The organism is Streptomyces sp. NPDC003697, from assembly GCF_053587115.1.
Genome location: NZ_JBSFNN010000005.1, coordinates 66,893 through 82,098 on the forward strand (window position 1 = coordinate 66,893; position 15,206 = coordinate 82,098).

The 15,206-nt window shown below is 73.5% G+C and carries 14 protein-coding genes; 8 read left to right on the forward strand and 6 right to left on the reverse strand.

All coding sequences use genetic code 11. The features are described from left to right. Nucleotides 1-170 precede the first annotated feature (170 nt). Complete coding sequence (locus ACWDNY_RS03365) at nucleotides 171-1,595, reverse strand: 3-oxoacyl-ACP reductase (protein ID WP_451644004.1); 1,425 nt, start codon at nucleotides 1,593-1,595, stop codon at nucleotides 171-173. Nucleotides 1,596-1,682: 87 nt separating this feature from the next. On the opposite strand from ACWDNY_RS03365, the gene ACWDNY_RS03370 reads away from it, so the two are divergent. The 4 genes from ACWDNY_RS03370 (at nucleotide 1,683) to ACWDNY_RS03385 (ending at nucleotide 7,625) form a co-directional block, all read left to right on the forward strand. After that, nucleotides 1,683-2,969 (forward strand): acetyl-CoA C-acetyltransferase, encoded by a 1,287-nt coding sequence (locus tag ACWDNY_RS03370; RefSeq protein WP_451644005.1) that lies wholly within the window; start codon nucleotides 1,683-1,685, stop codon nucleotides 2,967-2,969. Between the two features lie 421 nt (nucleotides 2,970-3,390). Beyond that, nucleotides 3,391-5,325: an AMP-dependent synthetase/ligase gene (locus tag ACWDNY_RS03375; RefSeq protein WP_451644065.1), complete on the forward strand. Its 1,935-nt coding sequence runs from the start codon at nucleotides 3,391-3,393 to the stop codon at nucleotides 5,323-5,325. A 93-nt stretch (nucleotides 5,326-5,418) separates the two neighbouring features. After that, complete coding sequence (locus ACWDNY_RS03380) at nucleotides 5,419-6,420, forward strand: DUF1259 domain-containing protein (RefSeq protein ID WP_451644006.1); 1,002 nt, start codon at nucleotides 5,419-5,421, stop codon at nucleotides 6,418-6,420. Continuing rightward, nucleotides 6,420-7,625 carry a cytochrome P450 gene (locus tag ACWDNY_RS03385; protein ID WP_451644007.1) on the forward strand — a complete coding sequence of 402 codons (1,206 nt, stop codon included), beginning with the start codon at nucleotides 6,420-6,422 and terminating at the stop codon, nucleotides 7,623-7,625. Before ACWDNY_RS03380 ends, ACWDNY_RS03385 begins: the two co-directional genes overlap by 1 nt. A gap of 24 nt (nucleotides 7,626-7,649) precedes the next feature. On the opposite strand, the gene ACWDNY_RS03390 is transcribed toward ACWDNY_RS03385, so the two are convergent. Continuing rightward, the gene (locus ACWDNY_RS03390; protein WP_451644008.1) at nucleotides 7,650-8,345 is read right to left on the reverse strand and encodes a class I SAM-dependent DNA methyltransferase; all 696 of its coding nucleotides are present in this window, start codon (nucleotides 8,343-8,345) and stop codon (nucleotides 7,650-7,652) included. Nucleotides 8,346-8,677: 332 nt separating this feature from the next. Further along, entirely contained in the window at nucleotides 8,678-8,881 is a 204-nt protein-coding gene (locus tag ACWDNY_RS03395) for a cold-shock protein (protein ID WP_003992177.1), read from the reverse strand. Between the two features lie 333 nt (nucleotides 8,882-9,214). Here ACWDNY_RS03395 and ACWDNY_RS03400 point away from each other — a divergent pair, with 333 nt between their 5' ends. From ACWDNY_RS03400 to ACWDNY_RS03410, 3 genes are all read left to right on the forward strand, one after another. Further along, nucleotides 9,215-10,063, forward strand: a complete 849-nt coding sequence (locus ACWDNY_RS03400) for a menaquinone biosynthetic enzyme MqnA/MqnD family protein (protein ID WP_451644009.1) — start codon at nucleotides 9,215-9,217, stop codon at nucleotides 10,061-10,063. A gap of 137 nt (nucleotides 10,064-10,200) precedes the next feature. Next, complete coding sequence (gene mqnC, locus ACWDNY_RS03405) at nucleotides 10,201-11,400, forward strand: cyclic dehypoxanthinyl futalosine synthase (protein WP_451644010.1); 1,200 nt, start codon at nucleotides 10,201-10,203, stop codon at nucleotides 11,398-11,400. A gap of 7 nt (nucleotides 11,401-11,407) precedes the next feature. Further along, nucleotides 11,408-11,854 (forward strand): imidazolonepropionase-like domain-containing protein, encoded by a 447-nt coding sequence (locus ACWDNY_RS03410; RefSeq protein ID WP_451644011.1) that lies wholly within the window; start codon nucleotides 11,408-11,410, stop codon nucleotides 11,852-11,854. 146 nt (nucleotides 11,855-12,000) lie between these two features. On the opposite strand, the gene ACWDNY_RS03415 is transcribed toward ACWDNY_RS03410, so the two are convergent. After that, nucleotides 12,001-13,017, reverse strand: a complete 1,017-nt coding sequence (locus ACWDNY_RS03415) for a chitinase (RefSeq protein ID WP_451644012.1) — start codon at nucleotides 13,015-13,017, stop codon at nucleotides 12,001-12,003. 346 nt (nucleotides 13,018-13,363) lie between these two features. On the opposite strand from ACWDNY_RS03415, the gene ACWDNY_RS03420 reads away from it, so the two are divergent. Next, complete coding sequence (locus ACWDNY_RS03420; protein ID WP_451644013.1) at nucleotides 13,364-14,059, forward strand: demethylmenaquinone methyltransferase; 696 nt, start codon at nucleotides 13,364-13,366, stop codon at nucleotides 14,057-14,059. 144 nt (nucleotides 14,060-14,203) lie between these two features. Here ACWDNY_RS03420 and ACWDNY_RS03425 read toward each other — a convergent pair whose 3' ends face one another. Both ACWDNY_RS03425 and ACWDNY_RS03430 read right to left on the reverse strand, forming a co-directional pair. Continuing rightward, entirely contained in the window at nucleotides 14,204-14,536 is a 333-nt protein-coding gene (locus tag ACWDNY_RS03425) for a PASTA domain-containing protein (RefSeq protein WP_451644066.1), read from the reverse strand. Nucleotides 14,537-14,636: 100 nt separating this feature from the next. Continuing rightward, nucleotides 14,637-15,143, reverse strand: a complete 507-nt coding sequence (locus ACWDNY_RS03430) for a GNAT family N-acetyltransferase (protein WP_451644014.1) — start codon at nucleotides 15,141-15,143, stop codon at nucleotides 14,637-14,639. Nucleotides 15,144-15,206 lie beyond the last annotated feature (63 nt).

Consider the following 15,206-nt stretch of genomic DNA (forward strand, 5'->3'; position numbering starts at 1 on the left):
GCCGCCGGAGTGGTGCGGGCGACCCGGCCTCTGGGCCTTGTCGCCGAACTCCCGTCTGCCCTGCGACGACGCGAGTTCGACGACAGGGCCCAGGGTCTTTCGTTCGGATCGGGCCGGATCAGGGAGCGTGCCAGGGCCCGCGAGCCCGGCGTGATCCAACCGAGAGGCTCCTAAGCCCCGAGCAGGCTCTGGCCGCAGACGCGCACGACCTGCCCGTTGACCGCGCCGGAGGCCGGGTGGGCGAGCCAGGCGGTGGTCTCGGCGACGTCGACGGGCAGGCCGCCCTGGGCGAGGGAGTTCATCCGGCGGCCCGCCTCGCGGATGAACAGCGGGACGGCGGCGGTCATCCTGGTCTCGACGAACCCCGGCGCGACCGCGTTGACGGTCACCCCGTGCTCGGCCAGCGCGCGCGGCGCGAGGGAGCGCACCAGGCCGACGACGCCCGCCTTGCTCGCGCCGTAGTTGGTCTGCCCGGCGTTGCCCGCGATGCCGGCGATGGACGCGGTGGCCACGATCCGGCCGCCGGGGCGCAGCGTGCCCGTGCCCAGCAGTGCGTCGGTGGTGCGCAGCACGCTCGCCAGGTTGACCTCCAGCACCGGACTCCAGCGCTCGGCGGGCATGTTGACCAGCCGGCGGTCCCGGGTGACGCCGGCGTTGTGGATGAGGACGTCGAGGCCGTCCGGCAGGGCGGCGGCGATCCGCGCGCCCGCGTCGGCGGCCGTGATGTCGAGGGTGAGGGCGGTGCCCCCGAGCCGCTCGGCGACCTTGCGGGCGTCCGCTTCGGCCGCCGGGACGTCCAGCACGACGACCCGCGCGCCGTCCCGTGCCAGGGTCTCGGCGACCGCCTCCCCGATGCCGCGCGCGGCGCCGGTGACCAGGGCGGTGCGTCCGGCCAGCGGGCGGTCCCAGTCGCCGGGGGCGGTGACCTCGTGGGCGCCGACGTGGACGACCTGCCCGCTGACGTAGGCGGACCTGGGGGAGAGCAGGAAGCGGAGGGTGGACTCGGCGGCGGAGGCGTCGGTGAGCCGGACGAGGTTCACGGTCCTGCCCCGTCCGATCTCCTTGCCGAGCGAGCGGACGAAGCCCTCCAGGGCCTGCTGGGCCGCCGACTGGTGGTGGTCGTCGGGGTCGAGCGGGGCGCCCAGCACGACCACGCGGCCGCTCGCCGCCACGGACCGCACGACGGGGTGCAGTGCGGCGTGCACCCCGGCGAGTGCGGCGACGTCCCGGACGCCGGTGGCGTCGAGGACCACGGCGGCGGTCCCGCCGCCCGCCGTGCCCGCGCCCTTCGCGCCGTCCGTCGTGCCCGCGCCGTCCGTCGTGCCCGCGCCGCCCGTTGTGCCCGCGCCGCCCGTTGTGCCCGCGCCGCCCGTCGCTTCCGCGCCGTCCGAATCGCTCGCGGTGAGGCCCGTGCGGGCCAGGACGGAGGCGAGGTCCAGGCCGGACGTGCCGGCCGTCAGGTGCAGCAGCCCGCCGTCGAGGCGGGGGTGCGCGGGTGACCAGCGCCTGAGCGGCGCGGGCTGCGGCAGCCCCAGACGGCGGGTCAGGAAGCGGCCGGGCGCGGTGCCGGCGAAGCGGAGATAGCGGTCGGCCATGTCCCATCTCTCCTGGGGTGCACAATGGTTACTCTAGAGTAAGGTTACCGGAGGTAATCCTATGTCACGGGTGAGGAGCAGGTCGAGATGAGTCCTCTTGAGCCCCCGCGGGCCCGCCGGGTCGCGGTCGTCGGCGGTGCGCGCGTCCCGTTCGCCCGCTCCGACGGCCCCTACGCGACCGCGTCCAACCAGGAGATGCTCACCGCGGCCCTGAACGGACTCGTCGAGCGGTACGGCCTCCAGGAGCCGGGCGCGGTGGGCGAGTTCGTCGCCGGCGCCGTCCTCAAGCACAGCCGCGACTTCAACCTCGCGCGCGAGACGGTGCTCGGCTCCGAACTGGACCCGCGCACGCCCGCCTACGACATCCAGCAGGCCTGCGGCACCGGCCTGCAGGCCGTCGTCACCGCCGCCAACAAGATCGCCCTCGGCCAGACCGAGTCCGCGGTCGCCGGTGGCGCGGACACCGCGAGCGACGCGCCGCTGGGCGTGAACGACGCCCTGCGCCGCATCCTGCTCGACGCCCGGCGGGCCAGGTCGCTCGGCGGCCGCCTGCGGGCGCTGGCGAAGGTCCGTCCGGCCCACCTCGTACCCGACATCCCGCGCAACGCCGAGCCGCGCACGGGGCTGTCGATGGGCGAGCACGCCGCCGTCACCGCCCGCGCCTGGGGCATCACCCGCGAGGCGCAGGACGAACTGGCCGCCGCCAGCCACCAGCGGCTCGCGGCGGCGTACGAACGGGGCTTCTTCCAGGACCTGGTGGTGCCGTTCCGGGGTCTGGCCCGCGACCAGAACCTGCGTCCGGGGTCGACCGTGGAGAAACTGGCCGCGCTGAAGCCGGTGTTCGGCCTCGACGGGCCCGAGCCGACGATGACGGCGGGCAACTCGACGCCCCTGACGGACGGCGCGGCGACCGTCCTGCTGGCGTCCGAGGAGTGGGCGGCCGAGCGCGGTCTGCAGCCGCTCGCGTACCTGACGGCGTGTGAGACGGCGGCCGTGGACTTCGTGCACGGCGACGTGGCCGGCGGCGAGGACGGGCTGCTGATGGCACCGGCGTACGCCGTTCCGCGCATGCTGGAGCGCGCCGGACTGGGCCTGGACGAATTCGACCTCGTCGAGGTCCACGAGGCGTTCGCCTCCCAGGTGCTGGCGACGCTGGCGGCGTGGGAGAAGCGGGGTCTGGCCCCCGTGGACCGCGCCCGGCTGAACGTCGCGGGGTCCTCGCTGGCGACCGGCCACCCCTTCGCCGCGACCGGCGCCCGGATCGTGGCGACCCTGGCCAAGCTGCTGGCCGAGCGCGAGGGCCCGGGGCGCGGACTGATCTCCGTGTGCGCGGCGGGCGGACAGGGAGTGACGGCGATCCTCGAACGGGCCTGAGGGTTGACGAGGCGGCAGGGCAGCCCGGCGGCACCGCCGACACCCGGGAATCCACCCCGCCCGGCCGCGCCGGCCGGGCGCTCGCCCCGCCCGGTCGTGCGCCCGGACGTCCGCCCCGTGCCCCTGCCGGCGCCCGTCCCGCCCGTTGCCCGGCGTCGATCCGCCCCGCTGCCCGCCCCGTCCCGCGCCGGCCGGCGTCCGAAGACTGCACAGGCCCGGCGCCGGACCATCCCGGTACCCTCCCCGAACCCGCACGACCTCCCCACGGACGCGTCGTACCATCGCGGTTCTGACCGGCGGTAACACCCCGAGGCGCGCGATCGCCGGTGAACGTCCCGGCATGCCCGGCACGTATCCCTTGCAGCAGAGCAGCGCGTAGCTGCGGTCCTCAGGAGCTGCCATGCCCATCTCGTACTCGTCCATGCCCTCGTCGGCCTCCGTGCCCGAGTCCGCGGCGGAGCTCGACTACGACCCCGACGTCCGGCCGGCGCTCGTCCAGCCGCAGACGCAGCGGCTGGACGGCGAGGTGCGGGAGGCGTACGTGCCGGCGCTGGTGCCGCCGGTCACGCACGGCTCGCTCGCCGACCTGCCGTTCGAGAACGCGGGCGCTGAGCCCGACCGCCCGGTCTTCAGCCGCCGGGACGGGGAGGGCGGCTGGACGGACGTGACGGCGGCTCAGTTCGCCCACCAGGTGCTCTCCGTGGCCAAGGGCCTGATCTCCGAGGGCCTGATGCCGGGCGACCGGATCGCCGTGATGGCCCGCACCATGTACGAGTGGACGCTCCTCGACTTCGCCGCGTGGGCCGCCGGCCTGGTCACCGTCCCCGTCTATCCGACCTCCTCCGTCTTCCAGACCCGCACGATCCTCCAGGACTGCGGCGCCGTGCTCCTGGTGACGGAGACGACCGCGCAGGCGGCGGCGCTGGACCCCGAGCGCAACCGCCTGCTGGACCTGCGTCACGTCTGGGTGATCGAACAGGGCCACGTCGACCGCCTCGCGGAGATCGGCGAGACGCTTCCCGACCAGGAGGTCAGCGTGCGCCGGGGCGTCCTCGGCCCCGACAGCCTCGCCACGCTGATCTACACCTCGGGCACGACCGGCCGTCCGAAGGGCTGCGCCCTGACGCACGGCAACTTCCTCGCCGAGGTCGACAACGCGGTCGAGCTCCTGCACCCGGTCTTCCGGTCCCGCGCGAAGGACGAGGCGGCCACGCTGCTCTTCCTCCCCCTCTCGCACGTCTTCGGCCGCATGGTGGCCGTCGCGTGCGTCCGCGCGGGAGTGCGGCTGGGCCACGCGCCGAGCCTGCGGCCGGAGGACCTGCTCGCGGACCTGGCGAGCTTCCGGCCGACATTCCTGCTGGCCATCCCGTACATGCTGGAGAAGATCTACAACAACGCGCGCGCCGCGGCCGAGCGCAACGGCCGGGCGGCGGCCTTCGACCGCGCGGCCGGGGTCGCCCGCCGCTACGGCGAGGCGCTCGAAGCCCGCCAACTGGGCACGGGGCCGGGCCCGGGGGCCACCCTGAAGGCGGCGCGCGCCCTGTACGACCCGCTGCTCTACCGCCGGATCCGCAACGCGCTCGGCGGCCACCTGCGCCACGTCATCTGCGGCGGCTCACCGCTGGGCCGCAGCCTCGCCGCGTTCTACGCGGGCACGGGCATCGACATCTACGAGGGCTACGGCCTGACGGAGACCACGGGCGCGGCGACGGTGACCCCGCCGGCCAGGCCCCGCCTGGGCACGGTGGGCTGGCCGCTGCCCGGCACACGGGTGCGCATCGCCGCGGACGGCGAGGTCCTGCTCGCCGGCGGGCAGGTCTTCCGCGGCTACTGGGACCCGAACGCCGGCGGGGTGCTCCCGGCCACCTACGACGGCTGGTTCCCCACGGGCGACATCGGCCGGCTGGACGACCAGGGCTATCTGACGATCACCGGGCGCAAGAAGGAGATCATCATCACCGCGGGCGGCAAGAACGTGGCGCCGGCCCCGCTGGAGGACCACCTGCGCTCCCACCCCCTGATCTCGCAGTGCCTGGTCCTGGGCGACGGCCGCCCCTACATCTCCGCGCTGATCACCCTCGACCCCGACGGCCTCACCCACTGGCGCCAGATGAACGGCAAGCACCCGGTGCCGCCGGAGCTCGTCGCGGACGACCCCGAGCTGAGGGCGGTCCTGCAGCGCGCGATCGACGAGGCCAACACGATGGTCTCCCGTCCCGAGTCCATCCGCCGCTTCACCGTCCTGCCCGTGGACTTCACGGAGGAGGCGGGCCACCTGACCCCGTCGATGAAACTCCGGCGCAGCGTGATCATGCGGGACTTCGCGCGGCAGGTGGAGGAGCTGTACATGCGGTAGGGAGACTCCGTTGGTCCGCCTGGCGGCACCTGCGGCGCAGATCACGAGCGCGCGTGCCGTCCCGTGCTTCCATCGCGCCAGGAGGCATATCAGATGGCTGACGACCAACAGCAGGATCCCCCTTCCCCGCCGGCCGCGTCGCGACGTCGTGTGCTGGCCACGGCCGCCCTGGCACCCGTGCTCGCCGGGGCGTCGGCCGGCACCGCCCGCGCCGTGCCGGCCGGACCGCGCCGCCGCGCCCCCGTCCCGCCGGTGCGGACCGGGCCGGCGGACTGGACCGACGTCGGCCGGGCCCTAGGCGCGCCGGGCGGCATGGTGCGGTTCATGTACCACACGGGCCTTCCGCGCCGCGACCTCACGGTGCACTCGCGCGGCGTCCGGATCCACCCCGCGCTCGCGCTGGGCACGCACGTGTCCTTCGTGCGCTACGCCGACCACAGCACGCTCATGATGGGCGACGCCGTGGTCACCGAGCACGAACTGCAGCGCTTCGTCGACGCACTGCAGGAGCACGGGATCGAGCAGACCGCGCTGCACAAGCACCTGCTTCACCACGAGCCGGACCTCTGGTGGGTGCACCTGCACGCCCACAGCCACGACCCGGTCATCGTCGCCCGCGGGCTGCGCGCGGCGTTCGGGCGCACCGGCACCCCGCTGACCGGGCCCCCCGCTCGCGCGTTCCGCACCGACCTGGACACGGCGGCGATCGACGCCGCGCTGGGTGCCCGGGGCACCGCCGACGAGGACGTCCACAAGGTCACCTTCGTGCGCCGGGAGACGATCGTCGACGGCCGGCTGGCCCTGCCGCCGGGGCTGGGCTCCACCACGGCGCTGAACTTCCAGCCGCTCGGCGCCGGCCGGGCTGCGGTCAGCGGCGACCTGGTGCTGATCGCGTCGGAGACCCAGCCCGCGCTGCGGGCCCTGCGGCGCGGCGGGATCGAACTCGTCGAACTGCACCACCACAACCTGACCGACGAACCACGCCTGTTCTTCGTCCACCTGTGGGCCGTCGGTGACGCCGTGAAGATCGCCCGGCGCCTGCGGGGCGCGGTGGAGACCACCAACGTCGTACCCATCCTGGGAGGAGCAGGCTGATGACCGGTGACAGGGAGACACTCACCTGCCCGTTCGACCACAGCGAGGCCCTGGACTTTGATCCCGCGCTCGCGGACCTGATGGACCGCGGCTCCGTCAGCCGGATCCGGCTTCCCTACGGGGCGGCCGACGCCTGGCTGGTCACCGGCTTCGACTCGGTCAAGCGCGTGACCACCGACCAGCGGCTGAGCCGGGCGGGCATCATCGGCCGGGACTACCCGCGGATGACACCGGAGCCGATCGTCTCGCCCGAGTCGATCAACGTGATGGACCCACCGCACAGCAGCCGTGTCCGCCACCTGGCCTCACAGGCCTTCACCCAGCAGCAGGCCGACCGCATGCGGCACCGGATCGTCCGGCTCGCGGACTCCTTGCTGGACGGGATGGAGCAGGCGGGCCCGCCGGCGGACCTGGTCCAGCACCTGTCCAACCCGCTTCCCCAGCACACGATCCTGGACCTCCTCGGCATCGAGCGGGAGGAGTGGCCCCGGATGCAGGAGTCCGTGCACCAGTTGCTCGTCGTCGGCCCGGACAGCAAGGAGGCCGCCGCGAACGCCAAGGCCGACCTGACGGCCTACTTCGCCAAACTCGTCGGACAGCGCCGCGACTCACCCGGCGAGGACCTGATCAGCGCGATGGCCGCGGCGCGGGACGGCGAGGACCAGCTCGACGACAGGGAACTGGCCGTCATGGCGCTGACGCTGGCCCTCAGCGGCCAGGACACGGCCACCTGCGAGATCAGCGACATCGTGTATCTGCTCCTGACGCGCCCCGAGTTGGCGGACCACCTCAGGAGCCGGCCCGGGACCCTGACCGACGTCCTGCACGAGATGCTCCGCTACATCCCGTTCCGCAAGGGCGTCGGCATCCCCCGGGTGGCGTTGGAGGACCTGGAGCTGGACGGTGTGCGGATCCGGGCGGGCGACTTCGTCCACGTCTCCTACCTCACGGCCAACCGTGATCCGGAGCGCTACCCGGACCCGCACGTCATCGACCCCGGCCGGCCCAACCGCCCGCACATGACGTTCGGCTGGGGCGGACACCGGTGCATCGCGGTCGCCCTGGCCATGGCGGAGCTCGAAGTGGCCGTCGGGCGGCTCCTGGAGCGGTTCCCCGGGCTGCGGCTCGCGGTTCCGCCGGAGGAGGTGCGGTGGGACACGGAGACGATCCGCCGGTTCCCGCTGGAGCTGCCGGTGACCTGGTAGGAAGGCCTGCCCCGGTGAGCCGGGTCATGCCGGCGGGGTGGGGGCGGCGGCCGGGGGCCTGCGGGCGGTCAGGAACGCCTGCGGGGCCGACTCCCCGGCCGCCGGGTCCCGCTCGCGGACCGTCCGCGACAGCAGGCCGAATCCGGCCGCTTCGAGCAGCCCGGCCATCTCGTCCGGGCGGCGGCGGTGGAAGTCCAGGGACACCGGGTGGCCGAACGGGCGGTCCAGGTGGAGGGGGGCGTCACCGGCCTGGAAGGCGACGAGGAGGTGGCCGCCGGGGGCCAGGACGCGGAAGAGCTCCGCGAAGAGACCGGGCAGCCGCTCCAGGGGCGTGTGGATGACCGAGTACCAGGCGACCGCGCCCGCCAGAGCGCCGTCCGGCATGTCCAGCATGGGCATCGCGCCCTGCTGGAAGCGGATGCCGGGGTGCAGCCGGCGGGCCAGCTCCACCATCCGCTCCGACAGGTCGACGCCGAAGACGGGCAGGCCGAGCCCGTCCAGGTGGGCCGTGATCCGCCCGGGGCCGCAGCCGAGGTCGGCCACCGGACCGTCGGGCGCCCCGCGTGCGACGAGTTCCGCGAACGCCGTCAGCAGCGCCCGGTCCAGTGGCCGCGCGGCCAGATGGTCACCGAAGTGGTCGTCGTAGTCCTCGGCCACGGTGTCGTAGAACAGCCGGGTCCGGGTCAGGAAGTCGTCGCCGTCGGTCACGGTGTCGTTCATGGTCGCGGACCTTATCGGCGATCACCGACAACGGGGCCGCACGCGGTGCGCCGGGGGGACTGTTCCCGCCACTTGGGCCGTTCGGGACGCCGCGTCCCCCGTTCGGCCCCATCGGTCACCGGGCGCGCGGAGGCGCCGCCCGGGGAGGATCGGCCGGGAATTCACCGGAAGGCGGCGCGATCGGGTGAGGCGGCGCGATCGGGTGAGCCGGCGCGAAGTCGGCGGGCGGTGGAAAGGCACCGGGCGGCACCGGGAAAGGCAGGAGCCCCGCCGCCGGAAGGCGCGGGGCTCCTTGGGTACTGCAATCAGATTCGGTTACTGCGCGCGAACGCTCAGACCGGGGTGACGTTCTCCGCCTGCGGGCCCTTGGGGCCCTGGGTGACGTCGAAGGACACCTGCTGGTTCTCTTCGAGAGAGCGGAAACCGCTGGCGTTGATCGCGGAGTAGTGAACGAAGACGTCGGGGCCGCCGCCTTCCTGGGCGATGAAACCAAAGCCCTTTTCGGCGTTGAACCACTTCACGGTTCCGGTAGCCATAAGCCCTCCTTGGGCTCAAAGGGTCGCCCTGCTCCAGAGCCCTGCAAGTGTGAAAACGATATCGCCGCACAACTGCATACGTCTGAAAACGACCAGAGCCCGCGGTTACATGCTCCGCAGGCTCTGTACTGCAAGGGAAACCAAAACTGCAACTTGCGGCGAGCCTAGCATGAGCGCAGCCAAAAGCAAGAGAGGTCAAGATCACGTCACTCGGATGTTTGAAACCGTCGGCCAGGGGGTGGCGCTCGGTGGCCGGGTGCGGGGCCGGTGCGTGGGGCAGGGGCCCGAGGGGGCGGAGACGGGGGCACGTTGGGCAGGGTCTAGCCTCACGCCGTGGACAATTCTCGCATCCGGCCGCGCGTCGGCCACATCCAGTTCCTGAACTGCCTGCCCCTGTACTGGGGGCTCGCGAGAACCGGCACGCTCCTCGACTTCGAGCTCACGAAGGACACCCCGGAGAAGCTCAGCGAGAAGCTGGTGCAGGGAGATCTCGACATCGGGCCGATCACCCTCGTCGAGTTCCTCAAGCACACGGACGAGCTGGTCGCCTTCCCCGACATCGCCGTCGGCTGCGACGGGCCGGTCATGTCCTGTGTGATCGTCTCGCAGGTGCCGCTCGACCGGCTGGACGGCGCCCGCGTCGCCCTCGGGTCGACCTCCCGCACGTCCGTGCGCCTGGCCCAGCTGCTGCTGGCCGAGCGGTACGGCGTGGCGCCCGACTACTACACCTGCCCGCCCGACCTGAGCCTGATGATGCAGGAGGCGGAGGCCGCGGTGCTCATCGGCGACGCCGCCCTGCGCGCGAACCTGCTCGACGGGCCGCGCTACGGCCTGGAGGTCCACGACCTGGGTGAGCTGTGGAAGGAGTGGACGGGGCTGCCGTTCGTCTTCGCGGTCTGGGCGGCGCGCCGCGACTACCTCGAGCGGGAGCCGGCCATCACCCGCACCGTGCACGAGGCGTTCCTGGCCTCCCGCAACCTCTCCCTGGAGGAGGTCTCCAAGGTCGCCGAGCAGGCGGCCCGTTGGGAGGCCTTCGACGAGCAGGTGCTGGAACGGTACTTCACCACCCTCGACTTCCGGTTCGGCGAGCCGCAGTTGCGGGCCGTCGCCGAGTTCGCCCGACGGGTCGGACCGACGACCGGCTTCCCGGCGGACGTGAAGGTGGACCTGCTCCAGCCCTGAGCGCACCACGGACCACGGTGGAGGGGCTGCCCGGGGCACGCTTCGCCGAGCGGCTCGCGCGGCCTGGCGTCTGCCCCTCCGAGCCGCTGGCGTAGGCTGGTTCGGTCCGTCCACAACCCTTGACGAAAGGGACGCCGGTGACCGAGAAGGCCGACCTCCAGTCCGTCCTCGACCGTGCCGCCGCGGGCGGGCGGATCACCCCGGAGGAGGCGCTCGGCCTGTACCGGGACGCCCCGCTGCACGCCCTGGGCGCCGCCGCCGACGCGGTGCGCCGCCGCCGGTACGCGGGCACCGAGCACATCGCCACGTACATCATCGAGCGCAACATCAACTACACGAACGTGTGCGTCACGGCGTGCAGGTTCTGCGCCTTCTACGCGGCCCCGAAGGACACGGAGAAGGGCTGGACGCGCGACCTGGACGACATCCTGCGCCGCTGCGCCGAGACCGTCGAGCTCGGCGGGACGCAGATCATGTTCCAGGGCGGCCACCACCCCGACTACGGCGTCGAGTACTACGAGAAGCACTTCCGCGCGATCAAGGAGGCGTTCCCGGAGCTGGTCATCCACAGCCTGGGGGCGTCCGAGGTCGAGCACATGGCGCGGATCTCCGGCGTGAGCGTGGAGGAGGCCATCACCCGGATCCACGAGGCCGGCCTCGACTCCTTCGCCGGCGCCGGCGCCGAACTGCTGCCCGAGCGGCCGCGCAAGGCCATCGCCCCGCTGAAGGAGTCCGGCGAGCGCTGGCTGGAGATCATGGAGACCGCGCACCGGCTGGGCGTGGAGTCCACCTCCACCATGCTGATGGGCACCGGCGAGACCAACGCCGAGCGCATCGAGCACCTGCGGATGATCCGGGACGTGCAGGACCGCACGGGCGGCTTCCGCGCCTTCATCCCCTACACCTACCAGCCGGAGAACAACCACCTGAAGGGCCGCACGCAGGCCACCCTCTTCGAGTACCTGCGGATGATCGCCATCGCGCGGCTGTTCCTCGACAACGTGGCGCACATCCAGGGCTCGTGGCTGACCACCGGCAAGGACGTCGGCCAGCTGACCCTGCACTACGGCGCCGACGACCTCGGCTCGATCATGCTCGAGGAGAACGTCGTCTCCTCCGCCGGCGCCCGGCACCGCTCCAACCGCATGGAGATCATCGACCTGATCCGCACGGCGGGCCGGGTCCCGGCGCAGCGTTCCACGACGTACGAGCACCTCGTCGTGCACGACGACCCGGCGAACGACCCGGTCGACGACCGCGTGATGTCGCACATCTCCTCCACGGCGATCACCGGCGGGACGGCGCACCCGGAGCTGAAGCTCCTCACCTCCAACTGACCGGCCCGTGCTGACGATCCACACGGCGGAGGCGGTCCGGCGCGCCTGGGACGCGGCCGAACTGCCGGGCGGGGCCGTCGCCGTCGAGGGGTCCCGGGTGGCCGCCGTGGGCAGCCTCGACGAGCTGGAACGGCGGTTCCCGGACGCCCGCGTACGGCGCTGGCCCGGCGTCCTCGGGCCCGGCCGCGTCCACGAGGGACCCCTGCCGGACGCGCCCAGTCCGCGTGAGCGGGTGCACGCGGTGCTGAAGCTCGGTGCCACGGCCGTCCTTGCGGAGCACCTGAGCGGGCCGGGGCTGCGGGCCGCGGCCGAACGCAACGACGTCGCCGTCCTGCCGGGTCCGCGCCCGGCGGCCGTGGTCGAGGGCGGGCGCGCCGACCTGGCCGTCCTGGACGGCACCGGCGCCTGCGTGGCCACCGTCTGCGCGGGGCGCCTGGTGCACCGGCGGCGCTGAGCCCGGTCGGGCCGGGCCCGCCCGGCGCCTCCCGCCGGGCGTCGCGGACCCGGCGGGAACGGCGAGGCAGGCATCGCGGGCCCGGCGGGGAAGGGCGAGGCAGGCATCGCGGGCCGGCGGGAGCGGCCGGGCGGCGCCGCGTGCGCTCAGCCCGCGAACGCCTGGCCGAAGGCGCCCGCGGCCTGGTCCACGCCGCTGCAGTCCGTCGCCGCGTCGTCCCGCGCGGCATCGCCCCGCTCGCACCGCTGGTCCCGGAACGTGGACCACATCGACACCCAGGCGATGTCCTTCCGTTCGGCGAAGGAGCGCACCTCGGCCGCGTCGGCGGGCGTGAAGGTCTCGCCCGGGACGTCGTTGACGCCGATCATCGAGGTGAGCGCCATGCCCCGCCAGGCGTCCGCGTCCGACAGCCCGAAGACCCGCTTCAGTTGGGTGTGCGCGGCGCCGGCGGCGGTGATCGCGTACTCGCCCATGTCGCCGTTGTAGGACTCGCCGTAGTTCATGGTCATGAGGTTCACGGTGGAGACCCGGACGGCGTGGGTGTTCGCGGACTCCAGCAGGGCCAGGCCGGAGGGCATCACCGGGAGGGTGAAGGTGACCTGGAGACCGGGGCGTTCCCGCTGCAGCGCGGCGATCGCCCGCGAGCGCAGGGCGACTGAGGCGGCGTCGGTCAGCTCCTCGCCCTCGATGTCGAAGTCCGCCTGGTCCGAGCCCGCCGCGTCCAGTGCCGCGCCGTAAGCCTCCGCCAGTTCGGCGACGCTGCCGCAGGCCGCCGCGAGCTCCGTGCCCGAGGCCCCGCCGAAGGAGACCCGCACGGTGGCGCCCGCCTGCTTCAGCCGCGCGATCCTTGCCCTCACCGCCGGGTCGCCGATCGCCTGGGTGCCTTCCCACGTCGGGGCGCAGCCGCCGCCCGCGATCACGAAGGCGAGGTTGTACGTGGCAGGGGAGCCCGCGGTGTCGTGGGCGGACGCGGTCATGGCGCTGACGTAGGGGGCGTAGGCGGTGCCCGACGCCGTCGGCGACGGCGAGGACGGCGCCGAGGGGCCGGCCCGTCCCGGCGCGCGGGCCGCGTCCGAGGTGCCGCCGGAGTTCGCGGAGCACCCCGTCACGCCCAGGGCGATCAGGCAGACGAGCCCGGCCGCCGGCTTCGGGAAACCCCTCATCGCGCACGCACCCGCTTTCGTGAGACCCGTCTCGGACCGGGACCAGGACCGCACCCGGGAACGGGAGGGACCTTCGGAGTGGGAATCTCCCACACGGGGCCCGGTCCGCGACCGGACAGCCGGCACACGGGCAGTACGTGGGCGACAAGGGGGCGGGTTCGGTCAAAAGGCTGCACGGGACGGGGGTTCGGCGCTCCCGTCCGGACCCTTTGCGCGTCGGGGGCGTGCTGGGCCCCTTCGGCGGGGGGACGGATTTCCGGGTTCCGCAACGGCCGGTCGCGGCTCGGGCCGGCGTTCCGGTGCGCCCCGTCCGCGCCGCCGTGTCCGCCCCTGACACAATGGGCCGGTGACCCGCGCATCCCTGGAGAAGCAGCCGCACGAAGTCGCCTCGATGTTCGACGGCGTGGCGGAACGGTACGACCTGACCAACGACGTGCTGTCCCTGGGGCAGGACCGGCGCTGGCGCAAGGAGGTCGCGAGGGCCGTCGACGCCCGGCCCGCGCAGAAGGTCCTCGACCTCGCCGCCGGAACGGCCACCTCCTCGCTGCCCTTCACCCGCGCCGGCGCGTACGTCGTCCCCTGCGACTTCTCGCTCGGCATGCTCCAGGTCGGCAAGCGCCGCAACGCCTGGCTGCCCTTCACGGCGGGCGACGCGACCAGGCTGCCGTTCAAGGACGACACCTTCGACGCCGTCACCATCTCCTTCGGGCTGCGCAACGTGCAGGCCACGGACACGGCCCTGCGGGAGATGCACCGGGTGACCAAGCCGGGCGGCCGGGTGGTCATCTGCGAGTTCTCGCACCCGACATGGACGCCGTTCCGCACCGTCTACACCGAGTACCTGATGCGCGCGCTGCCGCCGGTGGCGCGGACGGTGTCGTCCAACCCCGACGCCTACGTCTACCTCGCGGAGTCCATCCGCGCCTGGCCCGACCAGCCGGCGCTGGCCGAGCGCCTGCGCGGGGCAGGCTGGTCGAAGGTGGCCTGGCGGAACCTGTCCGGCGGCATCGTGGCCCTGCACCGGGGCTTCAAGGAGAGCTGAGCCGCCCCCGCAACCGCCTGCCGGCCGTGCGGTGCACCGCCGTCCCGGCCCACGGCTGAGTCGGCGCACCCCCGTCCCACGCGCCCAAGAGGTCCTCGCGGCCGCCCTCCGGGCCGGCCCCGGCGTCCTCGGGGCCGGGACGGCTCAGCGGACGACGGCCAGTGGATCGTCCGGCTCGCCGGCCTCGCGGCGGATCCCGCCGTGAGGCGGACGCGGTACACGCGGCTCGCGCACACCCGCGCCACCGCCGCCCTCGCCCTCGCCGTGGTCGAACCAGACCGTGACCACGGCACCGCGCGGCACCTCCGCGCCCGGCAGCGGGTACTGCCGTACGACGTGGTCCACGACGGTGTGCGGGAAGTCGGGCCGGTCGGGCGCGGCCAGCAGTACGCCGCGCGCCGCGGCCGTCTCGCGCGCGTCCACGGCCATCAGGCCGACCAGACGCGGCACGCGGACGTCAGGAGTCCTGGGTGCCATGTACACAGACGTCACCCCCCAGCGGTACCGACAGGGTAACTCCGGCCGCGTACGGGCCGGAAGCATTCTGTGTCTTTCTGTGACAGTCGGCTACCCGCCGTCACAGGTCGAGCCGGTAGCAGTGCCCCTTCCGCTGCGAGGTGGGCGTCACGAACGTCTCGGCGAGTCGCATGCCCAGGCGCTCGGTGACGGCGATCGACCTGGCGTTGCGGGAGTCGACCATCGCCACCACGTGCGGTACGCCCGCCGCCCGCAGCCGTTCGAGCGTCATGTGCGCGGCCGCGGTGACGTAGCCCCGGCCCCAGTACGACCGGCCGAGCCGCCAGCCGATCTCCGTCTCGCCCCGGGGACCCCACTCGTGCGGCCACGGCTGGGCGCCGGTGAACCCGATGACCCGGTCCGCCTCGTCGAGCACCGTCCACAGGCAGAAGCCGCGCTCGGCGTCGTGCCGGCGCTGGCGGGCGGTGAGCTCCTCGTAGACGGACAGTTCCGCGGACCGGCCGCCCTGGAACTCCATGACCTCCGGGTCGTCGAAGGTGCGGTGCCAGGCGACGGCGTCCTCGTCGGTGGGGACGCGGAGCCGTACGACGGGGAGAGCTCGGTTCACGGGGGCAGCCCTTCAGCCGGGTGATCAATTGTGCTGCATAGACTGCCCATGTCCAGTGCCCGT